General features: G+C 48.2%; 22 protein-coding genes. 8 read left to right on the forward strand and 14 right to left on the reverse strand.

Features of this window, described 5'->3' with window-relative positions; all coding sequences use genetic code 11:
• Positions 1-259 precede the first annotated feature (259 nt).
• Together H6F68_RS22150 and H6F68_RS22155 are read right to left on the reverse strand one after the other, a co-directional pair.
• Positions 260-1,189, reverse strand: coding sequence for a ParB/RepB/Spo0J family partition protein (locus H6F68_RS22150; RefSeq protein ID WP_190562360.1), 930 nt, complete (start codon positions 1,187-1,189; stop codon positions 260-262).
• Entirely contained in the window at positions 1,189-1,941 is a 753-nt protein-coding gene (locus tag H6F68_RS22155) for an AAA family ATPase (protein WP_190562362.1), read from the reverse strand. The genes H6F68_RS22150 and H6F68_RS22155 overlap by 1 nt, the downstream gene beginning before the upstream one ends.
• Positions 1,942-2,181: 240 nt before the next feature.
• On the opposite strand from H6F68_RS22155, the gene H6F68_RS22160 reads away from it, so the two are divergent.
• Complete coding sequence (locus H6F68_RS22160) at positions 2,182-3,243, forward strand: AIM24 family protein (protein ID WP_190562364.1); 1,062 nt, start codon at positions 2,182-2,184, stop codon at positions 3,241-3,243.
• A gap of 73 nt (positions 3,244-3,316) precedes the next feature.
• Here H6F68_RS22160 and H6F68_RS22165 read toward each other — a convergent pair whose 3' ends face one another.
• From H6F68_RS22165 to H6F68_RS22175, 3 genes are read right to left on the reverse strand one after another with little or no spacing between them, the layout of a single operon-like run.
• Positions 3,317-3,589 carry a Precorrin-3B methylase gene (locus H6F68_RS22165; RefSeq protein ID WP_190562366.1) on the reverse strand — a complete coding sequence of 91 codons (273 nt, stop codon included), beginning with the start codon at positions 3,587-3,589 and terminating at the stop codon, positions 3,317-3,319.
• Between the two features lie 2 nt (positions 3,590-3,591).
• Positions 3,592-3,783, reverse strand: coding sequence for a hypothetical protein (locus H6F68_RS22170; protein WP_190562368.1), 192 nt, complete (start codon positions 3,781-3,783; stop codon positions 3,592-3,594).
• Between the two features lie 3 nt (positions 3,784-3,786).
• Positions 3,787-4,107, reverse strand: coding sequence for a hypothetical protein (locus H6F68_RS22175; RefSeq protein ID WP_190562370.1), 321 nt, complete (start codon positions 4,105-4,107; stop codon positions 3,787-3,789).
• 53 nt (positions 4,108-4,160) lie between these two features.
• Between H6F68_RS22175 and H6F68_RS22180 the strand changes: the two genes are divergently transcribed.
• Positions 4,161-4,736 carry a Uma2 family endonuclease gene (locus tag H6F68_RS22180; protein WP_190562372.1) on the forward strand — a complete coding sequence of 192 codons (576 nt, stop codon included), beginning with the start codon at positions 4,161-4,163 and terminating at the stop codon, positions 4,734-4,736.
• Here the strand turns inward: H6F68_RS22180 and H6F68_RS22185 are convergent.
• From H6F68_RS22185 to H6F68_RS22200, 4 genes are all read right to left on the reverse strand, one after another.
• Positions 4,720-6,240 (reverse strand): restriction endonuclease subunit S, encoded by a 1,521-nt coding sequence (locus tag H6F68_RS22185; RefSeq protein WP_190562374.1) that lies wholly within the window; start codon positions 6,238-6,240, stop codon positions 4,720-4,722. The two genes, H6F68_RS22180 and H6F68_RS22185, sit on opposite strands and share 17 nt — an antisense overlap.
• 60 nt (positions 6,241-6,300) lie before the next feature.
• A complete protein-coding gene (locus tag H6F68_RS22190; protein ID WP_190562376.1) occupies positions 6,301-6,663 on the reverse strand; it encodes a DUF86 domain-containing protein in 363 nt (120 codons plus the stop codon).
• Entirely contained in the window at positions 6,653-6,988 is a 336-nt protein-coding gene (locus tag H6F68_RS22195; RefSeq protein ID WP_190562378.1) for a nucleotidyltransferase family protein, read from the reverse strand. The genes H6F68_RS22190 and H6F68_RS22195 overlap by 11 nt, the downstream gene beginning before the upstream one ends.
• A gap of 73 nt (positions 6,989-7,061) precedes the next feature.
• Positions 7,062-8,534: an N-6 DNA methylase gene (locus H6F68_RS22200; RefSeq protein WP_190562380.1), complete on the reverse strand. Its 1,473-nt coding sequence runs from the start codon at positions 8,532-8,534 to the stop codon at positions 7,062-7,064.
• 148 nt (positions 8,535-8,682) lie between these two features.
• On the opposite strand from H6F68_RS22200, the gene H6F68_RS22205 reads away from it, so the two are divergent.
• Entirely contained in the window at positions 8,683-9,015 is a 333-nt protein-coding gene (locus tag H6F68_RS22205) for a hypothetical protein (RefSeq protein WP_190562382.1), read from the forward strand.
• 170 nt (positions 9,016-9,185) lie between these two features.
• On the opposite strand, the gene H6F68_RS22210 is transcribed toward H6F68_RS22205, so the two are convergent.
• A complete protein-coding gene (locus H6F68_RS22210; protein WP_190562384.1) occupies positions 9,186-10,307 on the reverse strand; it encodes a hypothetical protein in 1,122 nt (373 codons plus the stop codon).
• Positions 10,308-10,335: 28 nt separating this feature from the next.
• Positions 10,336-13,695 (reverse strand): type I restriction-modification system endonuclease, encoded by a 3,360-nt coding sequence (hsdR, locus tag H6F68_RS22215; protein WP_242065615.1) that lies wholly within the window; start codon positions 13,693-13,695, stop codon positions 10,336-10,338.
• Positions 13,696-14,331: 636 nt separating this feature from the next.
• On the opposite strand from hsdR, the gene H6F68_RS22220 reads away from it, so the two are divergent.
• Together H6F68_RS22220 and H6F68_RS22225 are read left to right on the forward strand one after the other, a co-directional pair.
• On the forward strand, positions 14,332-14,493 hold the full coding sequence (locus tag H6F68_RS22220; RefSeq protein WP_190562387.1) for a hypothetical protein: 162 nt from the start codon (positions 14,332-14,334) through the stop codon (positions 14,491-14,493).
• Positions 14,494-14,660: 167 nt separating this feature from the next.
• On the forward strand, positions 14,661-16,382 hold the full coding sequence (locus tag H6F68_RS22225; protein ID WP_190562389.1) for a hypothetical protein: 1,722 nt from the start codon (positions 14,661-14,663) through the stop codon (positions 16,380-16,382).
• 110 nt (positions 16,383-16,492) lie between these two features.
• Here the strand turns inward: H6F68_RS22225 and H6F68_RS22230 are convergent, their stop codons facing one another.
• Both H6F68_RS22230 and H6F68_RS22235 read right to left on the reverse strand, forming a co-directional pair.
• On the reverse strand, positions 16,493-16,879 hold the full coding sequence (locus H6F68_RS22230) for a hypothetical protein (protein WP_190562391.1): 387 nt from the start codon (positions 16,877-16,879) through the stop codon (positions 16,493-16,495).
• An 89-nt stretch (positions 16,880-16,968) separates the two neighbouring features.
• Positions 16,969-17,109, reverse strand: a complete 141-nt coding sequence (locus H6F68_RS22235) for a hypothetical protein (RefSeq protein WP_190562393.1) — start codon at positions 17,107-17,109, stop codon at positions 16,969-16,971.
• Positions 17,110-17,390: 281 nt separating this feature from the next.
• Between H6F68_RS22235 and H6F68_RS22240 the strand changes: the two genes are divergently transcribed.
• The 3 genes from H6F68_RS22240 (at position 17,391) to H6F68_RS22255 (ending at position 19,764) form a co-directional block, all read left to right on the forward strand.
• Positions 17,391-17,579 (forward strand): hypothetical protein, encoded by a 189-nt coding sequence (locus H6F68_RS22240; protein WP_206755550.1) that lies wholly within the window; start codon positions 17,391-17,393, stop codon positions 17,577-17,579.
• Positions 17,580-18,157: 578 nt separating this feature from the next.
• A complete protein-coding gene (locus H6F68_RS22250) occupies positions 18,158-18,715 on the forward strand; it encodes a KilA-N domain-containing protein (RefSeq protein ID WP_190562399.1) in 558 nt (185 codons plus the stop codon).
• Complete coding sequence (locus tag H6F68_RS22255) at positions 18,712-19,764, forward strand: hypothetical protein (protein WP_190562401.1); 1,053 nt, start codon at positions 18,712-18,714, stop codon at positions 19,762-19,764. Before H6F68_RS22250 ends, H6F68_RS22255 begins: the two co-directional genes overlap by 4 nt.
• A gap of 115 nt (positions 19,765-19,879) precedes the next feature.
• Here the strand turns inward: H6F68_RS22255 and H6F68_RS22260 are convergent, their stop codons facing one another.
• Positions 19,880-20,290 carry a DUF6896 domain-containing protein gene (locus H6F68_RS22260; RefSeq protein WP_190562403.1) on the reverse strand — a complete coding sequence of 137 codons (411 nt, stop codon included), beginning with the start codon at positions 20,288-20,290 and terminating at the stop codon, positions 19,880-19,882.
• Positions 20,291-20,547: the final 257 nt, after the last annotated feature.

The raw sequence follows: 20,547 nt of genomic DNA on the forward strand, positions 1-20,547 counted from the left end.
TGAAGCTATTTGACGATGAGGTGATTCTGATTGTCTCTATTTTTGTCGGTTTAGGTTTCATCCTGGCTGGGTTGATTGCGGCTCCGCCGCCGCTGCAAATTCCGATTGAAATCGCATCAGTTATCGCTTTGTTCAATGTTTGCATGCAATGTATTCAACGGGGCGATCGCTCTTAAAGCCCTCTCTACAACCTATAGCTAGTGAGCGCTTTGTTGCTTCTATGAAAGGTCTGCAAATCCTTTACCCTTTATTGGGATGGTTATTCAGGTTCAGAGAAAAGGTTTTCTAGTTCGGTTAGTAACTTCTCAAGACGCTTTTGCTTTTTAGGGTTATTCCAAACCTTAGAGCGCTTTGACAAACGATAAGCATTATCCAAAACGCTTTTGAGTGAATGCTGGGTGAAACTGGTTGATTCAGCGCTGGCAGTTTTAAGGCTTGCGACTCGTTCTTTGATTTGTACCAAAGAAAGGTTTTGAACGATCGCCTCCTCTAAAACCTCTTGCCGTTTCTGTTCATCTTTGAGACGGGCGATCGCTCTGGCCTTTGTATATTCAAGCTTTCCTTGGCGAAGAGCTTGCAGGATGTCATCGGGTAGGTTGAGGAGCGGAAGACGGCTAGTGCGGAAAGATTCAGGAGTGAAACGTCCGATGCCAGAGAGGACTGTTTGGATGGTTTTGAGTTGGAGGAAAACGTTTTCCTCCAGTTCTTGATCACGATTTTTAGCGTGGTTAGCACGGTTAAGAATGGAGACTACATCGGTTGTGTCTCCTTCAATCGCGATCGCTAGCAGTTCAAGAATGGCTTCAGTCTCTTCAACAGGGTTTAGATCCTCTCGTTGAAGGTTTTCCATCAGGGCTATCTGAAGAGCTTCCCTATCACTTAGCTCTTTGCTAACAATGGGAACTTCTGCGAGCCCAACTGTTTGGGCGGCTTTAAGCCGTCTTTCCCCAGCTACCAGTTCGTATTTATCATTACCTAGAGGACGCACCAGTAGAGGTTCTAGGATGCCATGCTCCTGAACGGACTGGATCAACTGCTGCATTTTGTCAGGATCGAAGTAGCGACGGGGTTGCTTTTGGGGCAACTGAATCCTGTCAATAGCAACAGCCTGACCCCCTTGTGCTGGTAACTCGTCTAGGAGGCGCACATTATTCAGTTGATACTCAGGTAGTGGTTTTCGTCGTGCCATTACACAGCCTCCAATGCATCAGTAATTTGGTTGAGGATAGCGACTACTGGATGTTTTGGGGAACTGAGTGATAGAGGTTCATGTAGTTGAGCTGCATCTGCAAAGGCGATCGCTCTGGGAATAGCAGGGAAAACGGTTGCTACGCTAGACAACTGATTCTGCACAGTACTCAGACTTGTCTTTCCTTGAACCGTTTGCCCTTCGTGCATAGTGGGAATAAAACCCGCAACTTTTAGTTTGCGATTGGCTCGTTGGCGAACCCGAGCAACCGTATCAAGCAGCATGTCGCAACCAATTAGACTTTTGTAGTGCGTCTGGATAGGAACTAAGACGTGGGTTGAGGCGACTAAGCTGATGTAGCTGAGGATGGCTAAGCTGGGTGGGCAATCGATCAGAACGAAATCGTAACGGTCTTGCACTGGCTCTAAGGCATCTTTGAGGCGAACTTCACGGAACTCCGCTAGGACCAGTTCCATTTCTGCACCGCTAAGTTGGATGTTGGTAGGAGCTAGATCTAAGCCATGCAGGTCGGTGTGAATGGGTAGCTCTTCATCGTGAACAATCGCGTGGTAAATGGTTTTAGAAAGTTTATAGGCTTCTACCCCCATGAAATTGGTGAGGGATGCTTGGGGGTCCATATCTACTAGTAGAACGCGATGGCCCCGCTGGGCTAGCTGGTAACCCAGGTTCATAGTGAGGGTGGTTTTGCCAACGCCTCCCGACTGGTTGAAGAGTGAAATGATTTTTACCACAGCCAACTTTTAGGCGACATCAAAAAGTGTAGGGGATTGTGGTTGAATTGTGCCCTTTTTCACTACCTATCTCAGTTCAAAACTTAAGGGCATCGAGCAGAAGCGATCGTGTATTAGGTTGTGGGCATCTTAACTCTGGTTCTCGCTAGACTTCCAGTAGGCCTAGGAAACAGGACTAAGGTACTCATCCTAAGCAAAATTCTTTGCTGGCAGACCCAACAAATATTAAGGAAAAAGACAATGACAGCGTTGTGGTATTACAAGCAGATGGACCAAGAAGTTGGTCCGCTCTCCCCTAATGATCTCGTGCAAGCAGTTGCTCAGGGTCTCATTGTGCCAGAAACGGAGGTACGCCAGGAACCAGGAGAGTGGATGTCTGCTTCGAAGGTGAGTGGATTGTTTGAACGGGCAACGCGTACAAACCAGCCAGTCGCTATAGCCAACGGAGTAGCTGGACTAAAGCCTTCATTAGCTTCTCAGAGCTCAGGTGATGTTATTGAAGTTCTGGATTCTGCTGTGCATGGGAGTTTTAAGGTAGAAGTCTTGGGCTACCGCAGTTTATCAGGGTCTCACGATCCCTCCACCGCACAAACAGTTTTCTTTGCAAACCAAGCTGGACTAAAGCTTAAGCAAGTGAAAGTTACGCTTCAGAATCATGAGGTGCAAATCGAAGCTGGGGCCTTGCACTATATGCATGGTCGTCTGGAGATGGACAACAAGGCTGGGGGAGTAGCTGGCCTAGGGAAAGCGATGCTCAACAAGATGTTGACAAATGAGGCAGCATTTAAGCCGCGTTACCGAGGAACAGGCGAGCTTTACCTAGAACCATCGTTTGGCCATTTTCTGATTTACCAACTTCGTAATGAGGAGTTAATCGCCGATAAAGGGTTATTTTTCTGCTCCGACGGGTCGCTGGAAGTTGGGGTTGTGATGCAAAAAAATCTCTCATCAGCGTTCTTGGGTGGTGAGGGATTTTTTCAAACGAGAGTGAAAGGCAATGGTATTTGTGTGTTTGAATTGCCTGTGCCTGCGAATGAGGTCCGCTGCGTTCAACTGAACAATGAGACACTGAAGGTGGATGGCAATTTTGCCTTGATGCGGACGGGCAACATCGAATTTACAGTAGAGAAGTCAACGAAGAGTCTGTTTGGAACGTTGACTAGTGGAGAAGGCTTGCTGCAAACCTTTCGGGGAACAGGCAAAGTTTGGCTGGCTCCAACTCAAGGGATTTATCAGAGAATCCAGTTGGGCGGCATGAGCAGTTTGAGTGTGACCCAAAAATCCTCCAATACGACAACTTAAACAGCAGCCATTCCTTTCTGATTTGCAGTTGATTTTCCTTAAAGTCAATTAACTGATGTTTTTGAACTGACTGCTAGCGCGATCGCTTCCTTTGCTGTTTCTGGGGTGGGGTGCGGTGAGCACCGAAGTACTTTTCGCTGCGATAGCGGAGCCAGACTCGTAGAACTTGGGGAATTTGGTCTTTTTGCTCTGGAGTCAAGGTGTTGTAGAGGGCTAGGGCGCGATCGCGTTCTCGGCGGCAGGCAGCATTGTTGTGGGCATCCCAGTAGCTTCTGGCAACTCGAATGCGACGGCACACTTCCTTGATGAGTTCTGGTCCGGATAGGGGATGCTCTTCTTTTGCCACTGCTATGCGGGTTCGGTGGGGGTGAGGCGTGCCAGCTCTTGAGCTTCTAACACGGCCAACTCTGTAGCGGCGTTGGCTAATTGCTGGGCGATGTTGACGCGGATGCGTGGGTCGGCTTGCTCACAAACTTCACGGCTGAGCATGCGGACTCGATAGCGGTAAGCGATTAAGGAGGTGGGGTCAAGGACTCGCATGGGTCAGGGCTCTACAAAGGTTTCAATGTTCAGCAACACCCGTTCTGATTCTAAGTATACGAACAAAATCAGGATCAGGTCTTCATCGCTGGTGACTTGGAATTGGAAGGCAGCGGCGATCGGCTCAACTCGGGGATGAGTGGCGATCGCAATGTACTGACCCGGAGTGACATCAACCAGTGTGGCACTGGCGTAGGTGAGGTCAACGGTTTGCTGAATAGCGAGTTTATTGCCTTGCTGGATGGCAATGCTGAAGGGAATGCCCTCGATGGAGGTCAGGGCTTGGCCGACTTCGTTACGGATGTTAAGAATGAGAACGGCCATGTGGACGCTGTTACAGTGAAAGGTACGAGGTTGAGTTGCAGGAGCGATCGCAGATGATTGCTATCCCAGGGTCCCGGTATTTTACCCCAGAAGAGTATTTGGAGTGGGAGGCGCAACAGCCACTCCGGTATGAGTATGTGGGTGGCGAAGTGTTTGCCATGACTGGGAGGACGGTGGCGCACAGTACGATCGCGCTGAATTTGGCTGCGGCGTTACGAGGGCATGTGCGGGGTGGGCCTTGCCGGGTGTTTATGGCAGATGTCAAGGTGCAGGCTCAGGCTCAGGGGCCGTTTTATTACCCGGATGTGATGGTGAGTTGCGACGACCGCGATCGCTCAGCAGTGCGGTTGATTCAGCACCCGTCGCTAATTGTGGAGGTGTTGTCACCGAGTACGGAGGCATATGACCGAGGGGGCAAGTTTGCTCAGTATCGCCGGATCTCAACGCTGCGGGAGTATGTGCTGATCAATGCGGAAACGGCAGAGGTGGAGTGTTTCCGGCTGAATGCGGCGGGCAAGTGGGAGCTAAACCCTTACGGTGAGGGGGAGGAGGTCTATCTAGAAAGCCTCGATTTCTCCTGCCCGATCGCGCTGATTTATGAGGATGTATCGTTCACACCTCCAGTTTGAGTTGCTTGGCTCGTTTGCCTTTGGTCTTTTCACCGTTGTCTGCTTTCTCGCGCTCGGCTCGGATACGCTCAAGTAATACGAATGCGGGTTCATCGTTGGGGTCTTGCTCCACTAGTTCGCCTCGAAAAGCTTTAGCAAGAATGGCTTGATTAAGGCAATCGATTTGATTTGATGTTATTAAAAACTGCTGTTTGATAGTTTCGATGGATCTGAGCAGATTTTCGATGCATGCAACAATTTCTTTCTGTTCCCGTAGTGGAGCAAGGACAAAAGGAATTTCTCGTACTCGCTGGCAGTTAAGAGCTTGAGGGCCTGAACCACTGCCTGCCTCTCTCGTAGTTGCGTATTGATATTGAAACCAGTACCAGAGATATTCAGGTGAAATTAATTTGTGGTTAAGTATGACAGCAGCAATATTTTGATTGATGGTAGCTTCAACTTTGAGTATTGCAGTTTGTCCCCTTGTCTTTCCTTCTCCAATCATTGCTAAAAGTACAGTATCAATAGGTAAAAGTCGAACAGAAGTACTTTCATACCCTTCTTGCGTAATAGCTTCACGAGTCGTAAATATTTGATTATTGCGAACTTCACCTGAACTTACCCAAGGAATTGAGCCCTCCCAATACTGGAATTCCTTTCGAGATGGAGTGCTACCATTGCAGACATTCCCAATGTTATTAATCCTGCAATGCATCCATCCGCTTGGTAAAGACTCAATGTCATCTGACGGAGCATCTATATTTTCTTCATAAGCCTTCTGAACAGACAGTAGCTCTCTTTTTGATTCAGCTAGTTCAAATCTTTTCTCTTTAATCTTCTCCAACAAAACTGAAGCGGATTCAACTTCTGGGTTTTCTTCGCGCCAGTCGGTTGTTAAGTTGCCTCGGAAGGCAGCGGCAAGAACAGATTGACGAAAGCGATCGCACAATTTTGGAATGACTTCAAGCGCTTGTTTTGTACGTTGATGGCGATCGCGCAACTCCTCAATCTTGGCAACAATCCGCTTTTGCTCATTGAGTGGTGGAAGAGGGACAGAATACTCACCTACGCTTTTAGCAGAAAGATTAGGTTGGGCAGAACCATTATCAAATTTAAGGATCTCAGCTTTTCCAAGAGGACTAATTAGAAATTGAAGAAGGTACTCAGGATCAGTGCATCCAAAAGGACGAATAATAACCAAGGATGAGGCGATCGCCCCTTTGCTGATGTTGTCTTTGACAATTGCAGTTTTGCCTAGAGAACCTCGTAAACAGTACAAGATGTCATTTGACTGAACTTTTCCACTGCCTAACAAAGCAAATCTTTCTTCTGAAATATAGTTCATTTCAGAGAATTGTATTACTCCATCCTGGAGATGACCTGCATTAATAAAAGGAATACCGAGTTCGACGAAGGCATCTTTACTTGGGTAGTTCTTGCCTCGATCTCCATTTATTAATTTTCCTAGCCTGCTTAAGTTTACCCACTGCCAACCTTCGGGTAGTTCTGTCAACTCACCATTCATATCTTGCAATCAATTCAAAATTAGGAAAGCGAAATTTAACGGGGAAGGGCGATCACTCTATTAGAGTGAATCTTCCTCTGGAAGGGGTGGTAATAACCCTTCAATGTGTATCAGTAATTCAGGTAAAAGTGCTTCAATAATCTGCCATAAGTTTTCCTGGTTGACCTGCTCATAGCGGTGAGCAATTACATTTCTTAGACCAATGATGTTGCTCCAGTCAATTTCTGGATGTAATTGTTGAAACTCTAGTGATATCCGGCGGGCAGCTTCTCCTAAAATTTCAAACTGGCGCTCCACCGCACTTTGCATAAAAATACTGTTCAAATAGTCTTCTAGCGAAGAATTTTGGGTAAATTCTAGAATCCGCCGAATTGCCTGTGCCATATCCCACAGAGAAGCGGCATCGCGATCATTAATTTGCATAAACTACTCGATGGGTCTTTAAGATATTGGCTCGACGATAGGGGTTCTTTAACTCTTTTTTCTGAACTAGATCAACCTTGCGCCCAAATGCTGTTTCCAGTTCCCTTTGCATCTCCATCAGATCAAACAAACTCCATCGCCGACTCGGTGCAAAAGTAATTAAAACATCGACATCACTATCAGGGCGAAAGTCATCGCGTAACACCGAGCCAAACAGCGCAAACTCGGTAATTTGCCAACGCTGACAGTACGCCTCGATATCCGATAGAGAGACATGGAGGCGATCGCGGATTATCTGCTGTAAATCAAGGTCAAGATTATACATAATCAGCGTTTGTGATAATGGTTTCAATGCCTGCGATCGCCTCTAATTAGTTTTTGCGAATCGTTGGTTGTTCCTATTCTAAAGTTGGCATTCCCACCGAAGCACTGGTTGCCTCTGCTGCTTCCTCCCCTTCCAGCAATACCATCAGCGCTTCCATCTCCTTCGTCGCAATCCGCAGCTTCTCCATAATCTCAGCCGCGATCGCTTCTGGTTCTGGTAAGTCATCCCCCGACTGCAAACTCTCATCCCGCAGCCAGGAAATATCTAAGTTTTCGTTACGCTTCGTGATCTGCTCTCGCGTAAAGCAGCGGAACCGCCCCTCCTCACCCAGATCCACCCGTGCACTCAGTCCATTCGAGTCATCGCCATAGCACTGCTCAAACTCCGCAAAATGCTCGCGAGTTAGAGGAATGCGCTTGCCAAAGCTGGGCATGTTGGTTCGCATATCGTAAATCCACACCGCCTGAGTGTTGCCCTTCTCCGTTTTGCCCCGCTGGAAGAACAGCACATTGGTTTTCACCCCCTGCGCGTAAAAAATCCCCGTCGGCAATCGCAGAATCGTGTGCAAATTGCACTTGTCCATCAAATCTGCCCGAATCGATCGCCCCTGCCCATCCTCAAACAGCACGTTGTCTGGCAACACCACCGCTGCTCGTCCGCCTGGTTTCAGAGATCGATAGATGTGCTGCAAAAACGCCAACTGCTTGTTGGAAGTGGGATAGGTAAAGTCATCCCGCGTCGGCATCCCTCCACCCTTCTTGGTGCCAAATGGCGGATTCGTCAAAATCACATCAGCCTTCGCCAACCGCTGCCCATCTGGTGCCAACGTATCACCCAGCGTCACGGCCCCCTCAATCCCGTGCAGCATCATATTCATCAGCAACAAGCGGTGGGCATCCTGCACCAACTCAATGCCATAAAACGCCTGCTGTCGCTGAAACACCTGCTCCGCTTCGCTCAGTTCAAACAACTCATCCGTGCGCTGCTTGATGTAGCGGTCTGCCGAAATTAAAAATCCACCCGTCCCTGCTGCGGGGTCTTGGATCAGTTGCCCTGGCTGCGGCTTCATCAGTGCCACCATGCAGTCAATCAACGGACGCGGCGTAAAATACTGCCCTGCCCCCGACTTCTTCTCACTAGCATTCTTCTCCAGCAACCCCTCATACAGGTCACCCAACCCTTCTTCTTTAGCCGAGTACCAGTCCAGCTCATCAATACTCTGCACTAGCTTCTTCAGAATGCGTGGTTGCTTCAGTGCCGTCTGAGCATTGGCAAAAATCGCTTGCACTCGCTGCGCCGACTCCTCCGACCCCAAATGCAGCAACGCCGCTCGGTAAAACGTCAGTTGCTCCACTCCGTCCTTGCTAGTTAAATCACCCCAGCGATAGCCCTCCGGTAACTGCCCTTCATTCCCCGTCTCCTGCATCATCTTCAGAAACAGCAGGTAGGTCAGCTCCGTCACGTACTGCAAATAAGTAATGCCATCGTCCCGCAGGACATGACACAAACTCCACAGCTTTTGGACAATATCACTCGTTGCGCTCATCGGATTCTAAAGGAAAACCATCTTTAATGATGCCCCATGGGCCTCAATTACAACAGTTAGTAAAATCTTTAACGCAGGATCAGTAGAAACTCTGGAGCCAGCCAATGTTTAGAGAGATTAAATTCATATTAAATTTGCAGCAAAGAATATGCGCCATTTCCTCAGAGCGTTTCTGTCTTGTCTCGTAGCGCTGGTTGTTACTACAACAAGTTTTGCTACATCAGCGTTTGCAAACCCACTCCATGTATCTCCTCTTGGTAGCCTTAACACCCCTACAGTTGCTTTCATTAATCCTACAACTGCGGCCAAGGCTGGCAAAGTTGTTCTTCGTGTAGCACCCAAAGTTGCAGATAAGTTAGTCAAAAAGTATGGAGCTAAGCTTATCAAAGTTGTTCCAGGTGTAGCAACTGCTGTGACAGCAATTGAAATATCAGTAGATCTTTACAACATCATTCAACAGGAACTTGCTCAAGAGTTTTAATCGGCAGATTAGTCTTGAGTAGCCCAGCTAACTAAAGTTTAAATCTAGTCATATAACTCAAAGCTTGTTGTTGTTACCTTTGAGTTATATGAGTGTTTGGATTGGCCCCAGATAGCATAATAAAGTTTATTGTCAGTATGCTTGTAAACTTTCAATTGACTAATAGCAAACTAAATTCTTTGACTTTTGAGTTTAATATGTATTACTAAATTGCCATCTATCCTAGTACCTTCATTGCCATATTCTTTTAGATTTAATCTTTCATATCTTCCTTTTTTGGACGCAGGAGGTATGATAATTTCAAGATTTTCTTGTTGCATTATCCTACCCCTACTATGGCAATCATTACATGCTTGGGACAATTCATCCTTCTTTGTAAAAGAACCTAACCCTTTACATTTTTTGCAAATTACTAGCCTTTTAAACTCGATAGCTTTTTCACAGCCAAAATGATATTCATTACTGCTTAGCTCTATATCTATTCTCTTGTTACCACCTCTTATTGGTATCGATTGTTCTGATTTTTGTCTCTCATTCTGCGTTTGATTTTTGCTTGAGATTGCAGGTATTCTTGCGGGTATTCCTAAAGAACTCATGATTTCATATTGATGATTAACCCATTCAAAGGTTTCTAACCAAGGCGCTTTTGCTATTGATTGGCATGTTTCATGAATAATATCTGAGTAAGTAGAATCTGAATTCTTCCTGCTTAAGATATACCAATTATATTGAATGATACTCTTAAGTATAGATCTTGAACTTAAGACCGTTAAATAGTCAACTGCTTCACATAAAATTTGTTCTCTCAAAGTGGATCGATCAATTGACTCATCTCTATAAATAATCTTACTCGCTAGAATGCAGGTTTCTGTGTTAGAAATTAAATCCCTAACAAAAGCATAAGTTAATTCTCCGAAATCAGAATAGTATGATTCCGCATTCAATTTTTCATTTATTGCTTTAAAATCCTTATTTCCCTCGGAGAATATATCCAATAAACTCTTTTGAAATATTTTTAGCCTTTGCCCTCTTCCAGAGTAGCTAGTTAAATATCTTCCACTATAAGAATATGAGTCGGACTTCTGTCTGAGAATGCACTCTTCTAATTTTCTGGTGGGTATATCTGGATAGTGTGAGAAATGTGGAATTTTTTTAAAGCCATGTTTGTAAAAAACAGGCTCACCGCAGAACGCACACCTTGGTTTTAAAGTGTTTGTATGTACAATTTTTAATAAAGACTGGTTTGCATAAATTATTCGCCCGCCAAGAGCCAACGCGCGTGCATACTCCATGCTTCTAATCTCAAAACTTCTTCAATAGTTAACTAACAACTGGCCAAAGATGATCGGCAACCGATGCCAGAATCGTCTCAAGCTGACCATTAAACGTTTTATTCAGCCGCTCGAAACCACCCCCTTGCGTTCTAAACTCGCCTTGCTCGAAAGCTTCGCGATCAACTATTGTTTCCACCTTCAATTGCTTCCCAATCCGCTCCAACCATTTCCGCTGCGGGGGTGTCCAGGCTTGACTCGCCACAATTTGCTTAATCGCACCATCCACGCGATCGCTATAGGGGATTAAGGCATCTCCCAAAGCCGCCTGCCGGATAAAGCCAATAATCGAAGCTGCAATATCTTCATTGGTTGCTTCTCGCCAAGCCACCTGAAGCGTAGTTTCCGAGTAGCCCTTCATATCTAGCAATAGCTTTAGCTCCTTCAGTTGCGCCCTCGTTAGCTCTCGTGGTCGCTGCGTCACCACCATCAACGCTGGAATTTGATTCAGATTCTCCAGTAAAAAGGCCTTGAAGCTGTCCAAATAGTCTTGAGGTCGTTCCGCATTGCCATAGCCGCGCTCGATGCTGTGTAGCTCGTCTGCGTGGTGAGAAATCAAGATTGGAGCCATGCCCCCATCCCGCCGATCCAAAATCTCCGCGATCGCTTTTCGTTGGCGAAACCACTCTCGTATCTGCGCCGAATCACTTTGCTTCAAATGTGGCACTAAATCACCCACTGGCATCCCAGCGATCGCCTCAAGCTGTTCTCGGTTACTGTCACTCAAATGCTGTCGCTTCCGCTGCAACTTCGCCAAAAGCTGATCCAAAATCCCCTCAACGGCTGCTGGTTCTGTCACAGTCTCCATTTCATCAATCAGTTGCGTAAACGAAATGTTGGGGTTGACCACCACTGGCTTCATCGTGGAAACTGGGGCGATCGCTTCGTACAAATTGACCGCATCAAAAATCCGAAACGCCTGTTTCTGGCTACCATCATCAAAAGTGCAGAGTCGAGTTGCCCGCCCCAGCATTTGCTCGTAAAGAATCCGCGATTTGACTCGCCGAATAAACACCAAATTGCAGATCGATGGCACATCAATTCCCGTCGTCAACAATTCCACCGTCACGGCAATTTTCGGGTTCACCTCATTGCGAAACTGCCGAATCAACTGCAACGGCTTGTCCACACTGCCCGTAATTTTGGCTATCGCCTCATCCTCCACGCTGCCATACTGCTGAGCGATCGCCTGCTTCAGTTGGTCTACGACAATATCGGCGTGGCTATCCGTCGCGCAAAAAATCAGCGTCTTTTCGGGCAGTGAAGGGTCAATGTGCCGAGCGATCGCCTCACAAACAACGCGATTAAACTCTTCTGTGATCACCCGTTTATTGAACTGCTCGACTTCTAAGCGCACTTCATCGGGTGCATGCACCAAATCCAACTGCCCGGTTTTGGGGTTGAAGAACTCCATCTGCTCACCCGGATTCCAAACCATCCCTGATTCCGAGAGCTTGGTTTTGATTTGGAAGGGTGGCTCATGGTCAATCAAGTAGTTATCGATCACCGCTTCTCGATAGCTGTAGGTGTAGACTGGCTCGCCAAAAATTTCAGTGGTGTGCAGCGCTGGAGTTGCTGTGAGGCCAATCTTGACCGCATCAAACTGCTCCAACACCCGTCGATACTTGGAGATGTAGTCGTTATAGTCACGAAACTCCAACTCCGAATCGCTCAGCTCGCGATCGAGCAAATAACCCCGGTGGCACTCATCCACCACAATGCAGTCGTACTGATCCACAGTGGGTACAGCTGCTTCATCACTGGGGTACAGAATCCGCTTTACAAAGCTTTGAACCGTGGCAATATGCACCTTGGTTTCTGTGTCAGGTGCGGTGTCCTTTAGCTCCTTAATCTCAAAAATATCGGCAAACGTTTGCAAATTCTCCATGCGGGAGTCCTTAAAGGCATTCGTTGTTTGCTCCCCTAAAGCCGTGCGATCGACTAAGAACAACACCCGCCGGAACCGCTTCGTTTTTAGCAACCGATAAACCAGGGCAATACAAGTTTTAGTCTTGCCTGTACCCGTCGCCATTGCCACCAGCAACTTCCGTTCATCCCTGGCTAAAGCTGCCTCTACAGCCCGAATCGCTTTAATCTGGTATTCCCGCAACTTCAGCCCATAATTGAAGCCTTCCTGGGCCAGCCGTTGATGAGCCTGGTCATGATCTTGAGCCAGCATCTCGCTCAAACCTTGAGGTGTATACCAGCTCTGCAAAGGTCGGCGCAAGTTTTCAGAACGGCGCAAGTCACGAAACCAAATCCCGCTCTTGGTCTTGATTTGCTCCAAAAACTCTCGGCCATTGGTCGCGAACGCAAATGGAACTTTGTATTTTCCCCAAGGCCCACCCGGTAAAACTTCCTCACCTTTCACTTGGTAGTCTCGGCTATAGCGCTGCGCTTGATCCAGTTTCCCAGGTACATCAAGCCCCTGCCGCTTAGCCTCTACCGCTGCAACCGCTTGCAACCCAACAAACAAGACATAATCCGCAGGCCCACTTTTGGTCGGCCATTCGGCGATCGCTAAATTCTTTCCCTTCTGAGGCCGAGTCCCCTTCTGATAGGTTAGTAACTCCGAATCCACTTCCCAGCCTGCTGCTCGCAATTGGACATCAATCAATCTGCGGGTTTCACGCTCATCCAAATCAACTAAGGTGTCTTGAGCTTGAGCGATCGCAGCTTGAATTACGGGTTGAGGTTGGCTGGCTGCGGTTGCTTGAATCTGGGCTAAATTCTCCAGCAGTTCCTGATTCTTCGCTGCTACCTCTTGAGTTAGTTCTTCAGCAACCAATCGTCGTTGCGCCTCGGCATCAGCCAACGCCTGGGCTGCCTCTGCGGTTGATAGCGTTTTCCGAACTTCCTCGCGCAACCGTTCCAATTCTGCTTTTAGTTCTAACGTCTCAACTGCTGGATCGGGAGGTGGAATAAACGGCCCAGGATCAAAAGTGGGATTTTTCGTGAAAGCTTTGTGGAACCAAACGGCTAAGTAACGGGCATATTTCAGGCAGCTCAAAGCCTGACGCTGACTTCCCGCCAGACCATGCGTTGCTTCATTACCTGCCATTCGCAGCTCATGGAACAAGCGATCGACATCGCCCTTGAGAAGGCTGCGATCGCGCAACCGCCTAAGCAAATCAATCTGTCGCTCATCAGCCGACTCATATAACCCCACTTTTGCTGCTGCCAACTGAGCCAGCAACTCCCCAAACTGCCGCAGTTTAATCAAGCAAGTATTGGAATCAGTGGCAAAATACCGTTCAGCTAAAGCACCCAGCCGAACGAGCTGCGGATCATGAACTTCCAGAAAGGCAAAGTTTAGCGACACCAGCATCTTGTTATGTAGGACATCCATCAATAGGTTCTCTCCATGAGAGAACTGCCTAAACTCAATCGTTAGCGTTTTGCTTAGAATCCCCGAACTAATCAGGTTTTAACCCACTTAGAGTGAAAATCTGATGAGATGCCTGTAAAAAGCTCAACAAGCTTCATGCTGGATTGTTTGATTTGCGGGACTTCGTCGAAGGCTGGACTGAAGATTTGGAGCGCAATCGCCCCCGACCTTCTTTAACCCATCTGGAATCAGCCTCTTAGCTTTTGAGCCAGAGATAGTTCACCCGAAGCAGCGTTTTAAGGATGTATGCCCAATAAGTAAGATCAAGGGCTGACTTTTCGAATGACGGCTCAGCTTGTTTGAGACCGTCAAAACCCAGTTTTTCTTTCTTTCCGTTGAAATTGGGGGAGATCGCTGGGCAGATCAGGTAAACTACTCATCAAGCTTTATGGAGGCAGAGTTTGTGGTGATTTTTAGGGTTGTTGGTCTAATTGCTAGAGCTGAGGAGATGAACATGCTCTAGGAACCCTAAAAGCCAAAACCCCAACTGCGGACACAGAAGGGGCTAAGAAGGCTTTTATTATTTGTTCGGAATCGGAATAGAGGGGACTCTAACTTCTGTGCTTGCCGGCCGGTAGTTAAGTCACCCACATCGCCATGCGTCTATATTACGGTCATTTGGCAAAAAGTGACAAGATCTTTTGCACCGTTTCTAAAAAGGCGAATGGCTCTCTATTCCTCTCTACACCAGGGATGGAGCGCATCGAAGAAAAACGAGAAATTTTCTGGTTGTCTAAGCCAGTCTTAGAGAAAACTTAGCTGTTCTCAATCTGCGGATCGCTCTCTCCCTGTCCAGCCGTTATTTCGGGACAGAGAGACCATGCATAGCTACTGTGACGATCTCCTGCATCAGCAGCGTGACCAGTCGTACTTACTCACTTTGCACCCTCTGTCCCCTTGCCCTCACCGGACTAGAGAGTTGCATCATGCCACGCAAACAAACCCCTGCCTGTAGAAGTCAGGCGATCGCCCCAAAGCGAGCTCGTCAGCGCCTACCCGAACCCCTGCCCCGCGACCCTCTAGGCCAGCGCTTGTGCCAACTCTTCCCCTACCCCTGGCAAGCGATCGTCGCACCTATCCCTCCAGATGCCAGCCAAAAACCTGCTTGGCAAACCCTCACGCAGTACCCTCTCAAGCCCCGTAGTCTCTGGACCTACTGGCAAGATGCTGCTCAACTCGTCGGTGTCCGCTTTGGCCCCACCACCTACCACGGCCTCATCGACCTCGACGCCCTCAGTCTGCACCACCCCACCCGCGATCGCCAAGCCCTCGCTAACATTCGAGCTACCCTCGCCAGCATCGGCATTCATCAAACTATTCTGCTGCGCTCCAGCTGGAACGGTGGCCTGCACCTCTACATCCCCCTACCCGAAGCCGTCCCCACCTTCGGCCTCGCTGTTGCCCTCAAGCACTGCCTAGAAGCTCACCACCTGCCCCTGCAAGCAGGCCAGCTCGAAGTCTTTCCCAACGTTAAGCGCTACAGCAAAGCCGGGGAATACAGCGAGTACAACGCCCATCGCCTGCCCCTGCAACCCAGCAGCGGCTCCTTCCTGCTCAGCGACACGCTGCAACCCCTGCCCAGCGATTTGCCCTTCTTTTTCCAGCAGTGGGATCAAGCGGCAGCAGCTCAGGACCTAGAGCAACTGCATCAAGCGATCGCCGCAGCGAAAAGGCAGCACCAATACCGCTCCTACAACCGTCGCAGCAACACGGCCCTGTGGCAGCAAGAACTGGAAACCGAAATCGAGCAAGGGTGGACCGGACCCGGACAAACCAACCACCTGCTCAAAACCATCGGCTGCTACGGCGTCGTCTTTCAATTCCTCTCTGGTGCCGCACTCTCTCATTACATCGAACACACCGCCATCAAGAGCCCTGGCTACCGAGAGTGGTGCCAACACCAGCACGAAATCAGCCGTCGCGCTCAAGAATGGGCCACAGCCGTAGAGAACTACTACTGGCCGCTTGGCACCTCTCCTAAACGCGATCGCAGCCTTCGCCTAACCACTGCTGCCAACAACATCGTCAACTTCAACCAGAAGCGAGCCGAAGAAGCCCAAGCCCGAATCAGACAAGCCGTCTTAGCACTGACTCAACAAGGTCAACTACCCGATCGCCCCACCGCACGAGCCCAAGCGATCGCCTCCCTAGCTCAGTGCAGTCATACCACTTTGCAGAAGCACAAAAAACTGTGGCACCCCGAAAGGTGTGTAATAGAGCCACAGGAGACAGTTGCAGCCGCATCACAGCCGCCAGCGGTAGAACCAACCAAAGCGCTAGAAGAGGCTCCTAGAGAGGAATTACACACCTCTGCCTATATGAAGGGTGGGGGCCATGATGCTGTCTTGGAAAAACAAATAAACTCTAATGGGGAGGGTCCAGGGAGGGGGGAAACGAGTTTTCCACAGCCCTGGACCCTCCCGCCAGAGCCTATGGCGATCGCTGAAGGTGGAGCCATAGGCGATTTAAGCGATGTGATTGCAGGGATTCAAATCCAAGTTAGGCGATTGGGATGGACTGTGGAGCAAGCCCGCCAGTTCATTGCTGATCACTTCGACGGCAAGCGGAGGAGCCAGCTGACGGATCATGAACTCCTGTACTTGCTATATCGGCTAAGAACGGACACCTCTAGCGAGGCAAAAAATTGAGGCGATCGCTAAACGATTTGGCTCCAGGGTAGCAACACCCTAGAGCCGATAAGGGGGGTTCCATTAGGAAACGATTGCCCCCGCCAAGAGAGGAGCGATCGTTTGTTTATCTAGAAGGGGCAACCATCCTCAGGCGTCCAGGTCTCGTTAATCTTCCAGCAAGCATCAAAGTGATTGCGGATGATGCGAGTGATGAAGGCAAAGCGGTCATTATTGGTCACTAAGTCCACGAGCTGTTCATTACCTTGGCAATCTTCAAGCTGGATGATGAGGTGGATGGGCTGTTTAGCAATGGGGCGATCTTCGTCCATCACTGAGAGGTAGGTGTAGCCATCAACTAGGGAGAGGCTGTCAATCTTGGCTGGAGCAATGAAACGGACTTGCTCTTCTAAATAGGCTTCGAGTTCTAGTTGAGCCGTAGCATGGATGCGGTCAGAATCCCGCTCCTCAGCAAAAACAGGCACGATTGACTCGACGCGATCGGGTACGTATACCATAGTGGTAAGACCTTTTAATTAAGGGTTGGACTTGAGAGGGCGATTGCAGAACTGTGGTAAGGGATGCGATCGCCTTTTGAGTTTTCGGACTATTTGAGAATCAGGCTATCTGCCTTATCTCGCAGAGTTGATAGTTGCTTGTGAGCAGCTTGCATTCTGGTAACCACTTGCTTAGCGTTGGCGATCAGCTTGGCGTTGGCTTTGTGTTGCGCGGTTTGTTGAGTAGTCATTGCAGTGCTCTGTAGCTCCTACATTTATAAGTATGACATTACTATGTTTTTTATACAGATAAAAAACATGAAAAATAGCTATAGCCAAAGGCAAAAGCAATAACTTATTCTCATGTTTTTTATCTGTATAAAAAACATCTAATGAATGTAATATTGAGGTTAGTAAATGTATTTCTTGTTTAATTAGAGGCGCAGATATGGCATTAGCTATTGTGGGAAGACCGAAGCGAATAAGGCCTACTGAGAGGGTCAACTACAAACTTGATTCAGACATTAGGGCAATGCTTACACGTATTGCAGAGAGACAAGGTAGAAACGAAGGGGCGCAGGTGGAACAACTTGTTCTCTTTTATGAGGCTTATCAGCAGCTGAATAGCGAAGGCAGCCCCACAACCCTTGATGCTATCAATGCCAAGGTTAATGAGATTTGGGACTCGCTAACTAAAGATAGCGGAGGCGGTAATGCTTAGACCTTCAGAGATCGATGTTGCTGCTTTACCATCGGTGGCACTAAACGAACGATCTTTGTCGCTCAATATTGCAGGCATTTACTTTGCGATCGCATCTGATAATTCCATTCAGTGCATCGGTAAGTCAGTCAACCTTCAATTACGGTGGCAACAGCACCACAGATTCAAGCAATTACAGAGCAAGGGACCAATTAAACTGGCCTGGCTAGACTGTCCTATTGAATTCTGGATGGCGTTGAAGCTGCCTTGATTGACTATTTCCAGCGCTGCCTGAATGGAAAATCTATTGAAGCCTAGGGATCGAAAAAAACTGCTGCGATCTAGGTCAAGGTCTCAAGGAAAGACTAGAAAAACTTGCGGCAGCACGCAATTGCTCTGTCAGTAACCTTTTGGAGACGCTAGCAAAAGAGGAGGTTGAAAAGGCTTTAAAGGCTGCCGAGATTGATGATTAATGTTTCTGGCTTCGATATGAAGCCTCTCAAACCGTCTCAATTCATTTAGATCACAAAGCGACCGCGCCTCAACTGGCAAGAAGAATACGCGATCGCTCCTGTACTACGCCCTAACAAGGAATAGCCATGTCTATTATTACCCGTGAAGTTAATTCGACGGTAATTGCTCAGCGCGTCGAAGATGGATACGTCAATCCGACCAAGATGACCAAAGCTGAAGGTAAGCAGATTGGTCACTACCTCGCCAATGAATCAACCAAAGCCTCTTTAGAAGCTCTTTCTATCGATATCGCATATCTGATATCGACCCTGATTCAAGTAAAAAAAGGTGGTGTAAACGCTGAGCAAGGGACTTGGAGAAGTCCGCAAGTCGCGATTCATTGCGCTCAATGGCGCACCCTGCACCAACTGCTAGAACCTATCGAGTATTGGCAGTGCTGGGTGTTCCATCCCCGGCACCTCCAGCCAGAGCTGAGCTTTGCCATACCTGGGGGCATCCCTCGCCGCCTCTTCTATTTCTGGCAGCAAATACGGATTGCTGACGAGTGGAATGAACACGGCACCGTGATTGGCATGGAGTATCAGAACAGGTGGTGGTACTCCATCGAACTAGACCCAGACACGCCTCACAAATTCATTAAACCCGTGCGGCACATCTTCGTAGGGGAGGTGCAACCACGATGAGCACTGCTACCCGTGATCTGACTTACCTCAAGCTCTGCAAAGAGTACGTCCAAATCACCCAGCGCAACTACTGCGCCGCTAAAATCCTCGCTATTATCGAGGGTTGGCAGCAGTGGAAGGCCAAGCACAAGCTTGATGACTGGGTGAGGCTGACGCTCGAGCAAATCCGAGAGCACCTGTTTGAGGAGTACAGCATTGAGACCATCCGCCAAGCACTGGCCAAGCTGACCAATAAACTGCAACTCCTCAAGCGACGCAACAACCCAAAAGCCAAGTACGATCGCGCCTACCAGTACAAACTCAATCGAGAGGCCATTGAACAAGCATTAGCCCAAAAACAGGCTACAACCCTGACTCCGTCTCATTTCACAAATCTAGGAGATGATGCCTCGGATTCTGGGAGTTCATTTCCTAGCTCAGAGGTCATCAACCCCCAAATGAGTAGGGATCATATAGAAATAGATTCCAAGACAGAATCCCCAATAGACACCACAACAACGGAGCCGCCCGCCCGCCCTGTTGTTGTAGATGAGGTGAAAGTTTTCGAGCCAGTAAGCGCTACCCCACCTGTTGAGTCTCAACCCGTTCAAAAAGCATCTGGGTCACAAGTGGAACAGGTTGCCGATGACCCTGATTCCGCCGCCGAAAAATGTCGAAAATTTCTGACAAAAATCGTAGAGTCTGGCTTTCCAATGACTCGCCAGTTGGAAGCAGAAGTGATAGCTGCACCGCCTGAAGTGGTAACGGATGCCTTAGCAGCAGCCGTAGAGTATCGAAACAGGCATGAGGTGAGGAATCCGATCGGCTTGCTCAGGGATGCGATTGTCCAGTGCTGGAAGCCAGGAGCGAGTGAACATCCAAAAGCGGCCAAGACAGCAGAACCAGGCTTTAGAGAATGGTTTGACTTGGCCTACAAGCTACGGCTGGTTACTGCTAGCCAGATGACGGGGGGTGAGCAGTACGTACTGACCAATGAGGATGAATGGGAGCCTTGGGATTTCTTGGCTGCTGCGTTTCCGCTCGCGCGGCTCCGGCAAATGCTGGCTTAATAATTAAGCTATCTCGTTTCCAGGCACCCTTTGTAGATAACCTTGAAATCGAGCTGATAGCCTCTCGTCGGACGGTGTGCTTTGGAATTGTTATGCAGCAATTATCATAGGTCATTCATTGTTTTAGGTAATACAAAACATAATCTGATTTATGAAACAGTCCTTTGGATTCTGCTTCGGCAAACATAGCTTTTATTAGCTTTTCGTCCCGAAACTCTGGAAAATTCTGTGTTCCCTTTTCTACAAAATTAGACAAACGCCAAACATCAAAACCATCAATTTGGCCTTCTCTGCCAAAGTCCCAATCCACTTGTCCTGATGGTAAACATACACAACAACCGTACCCATGAAAAAAATAAGAAATCTTTCCGCTGGGATCTAAATATCCTCTCTGTGGAATTCCCGATAATTGCCACTCCAGAGGATGTTGAGGTTGTTTCAGTCCCTTGTAGCCTTCAAATAGCTCAACTGCCTCTCGTACTCTACTTTGATATTCATGGATTAGCTGGATGAACCGTTCTATCATTCACAAGTTACTCAACTATTCAAGAACATTAGGCGATGGACCTGTGAAGCCTGAACTACATCATCGCGTCCAGTGGCAGTAGTGCGTAGCAACACTCCACAAACTCTGAAGCTCCAAAATCTCCTTGTTGTGCCAGCCAGTGATAAATCAGAATTCTATAGCAATCCTAAATAGGATGTGGGGCTAACCATACATGAAGGCCTTCTCAAACGTAAACCACTGCTGATGCGTGACCAGCTCAAATAGATACTTCACCA

Origin of the sequence: Trichocoleus sp. FACHB-262, assembly GCF_014696035.1 — a bacterium.
Taxonomy (GTDB): Bacteria; Cyanobacteriota; Cyanobacteriia; order FACHB-46; family FACHB-46; genus Trichocoleus.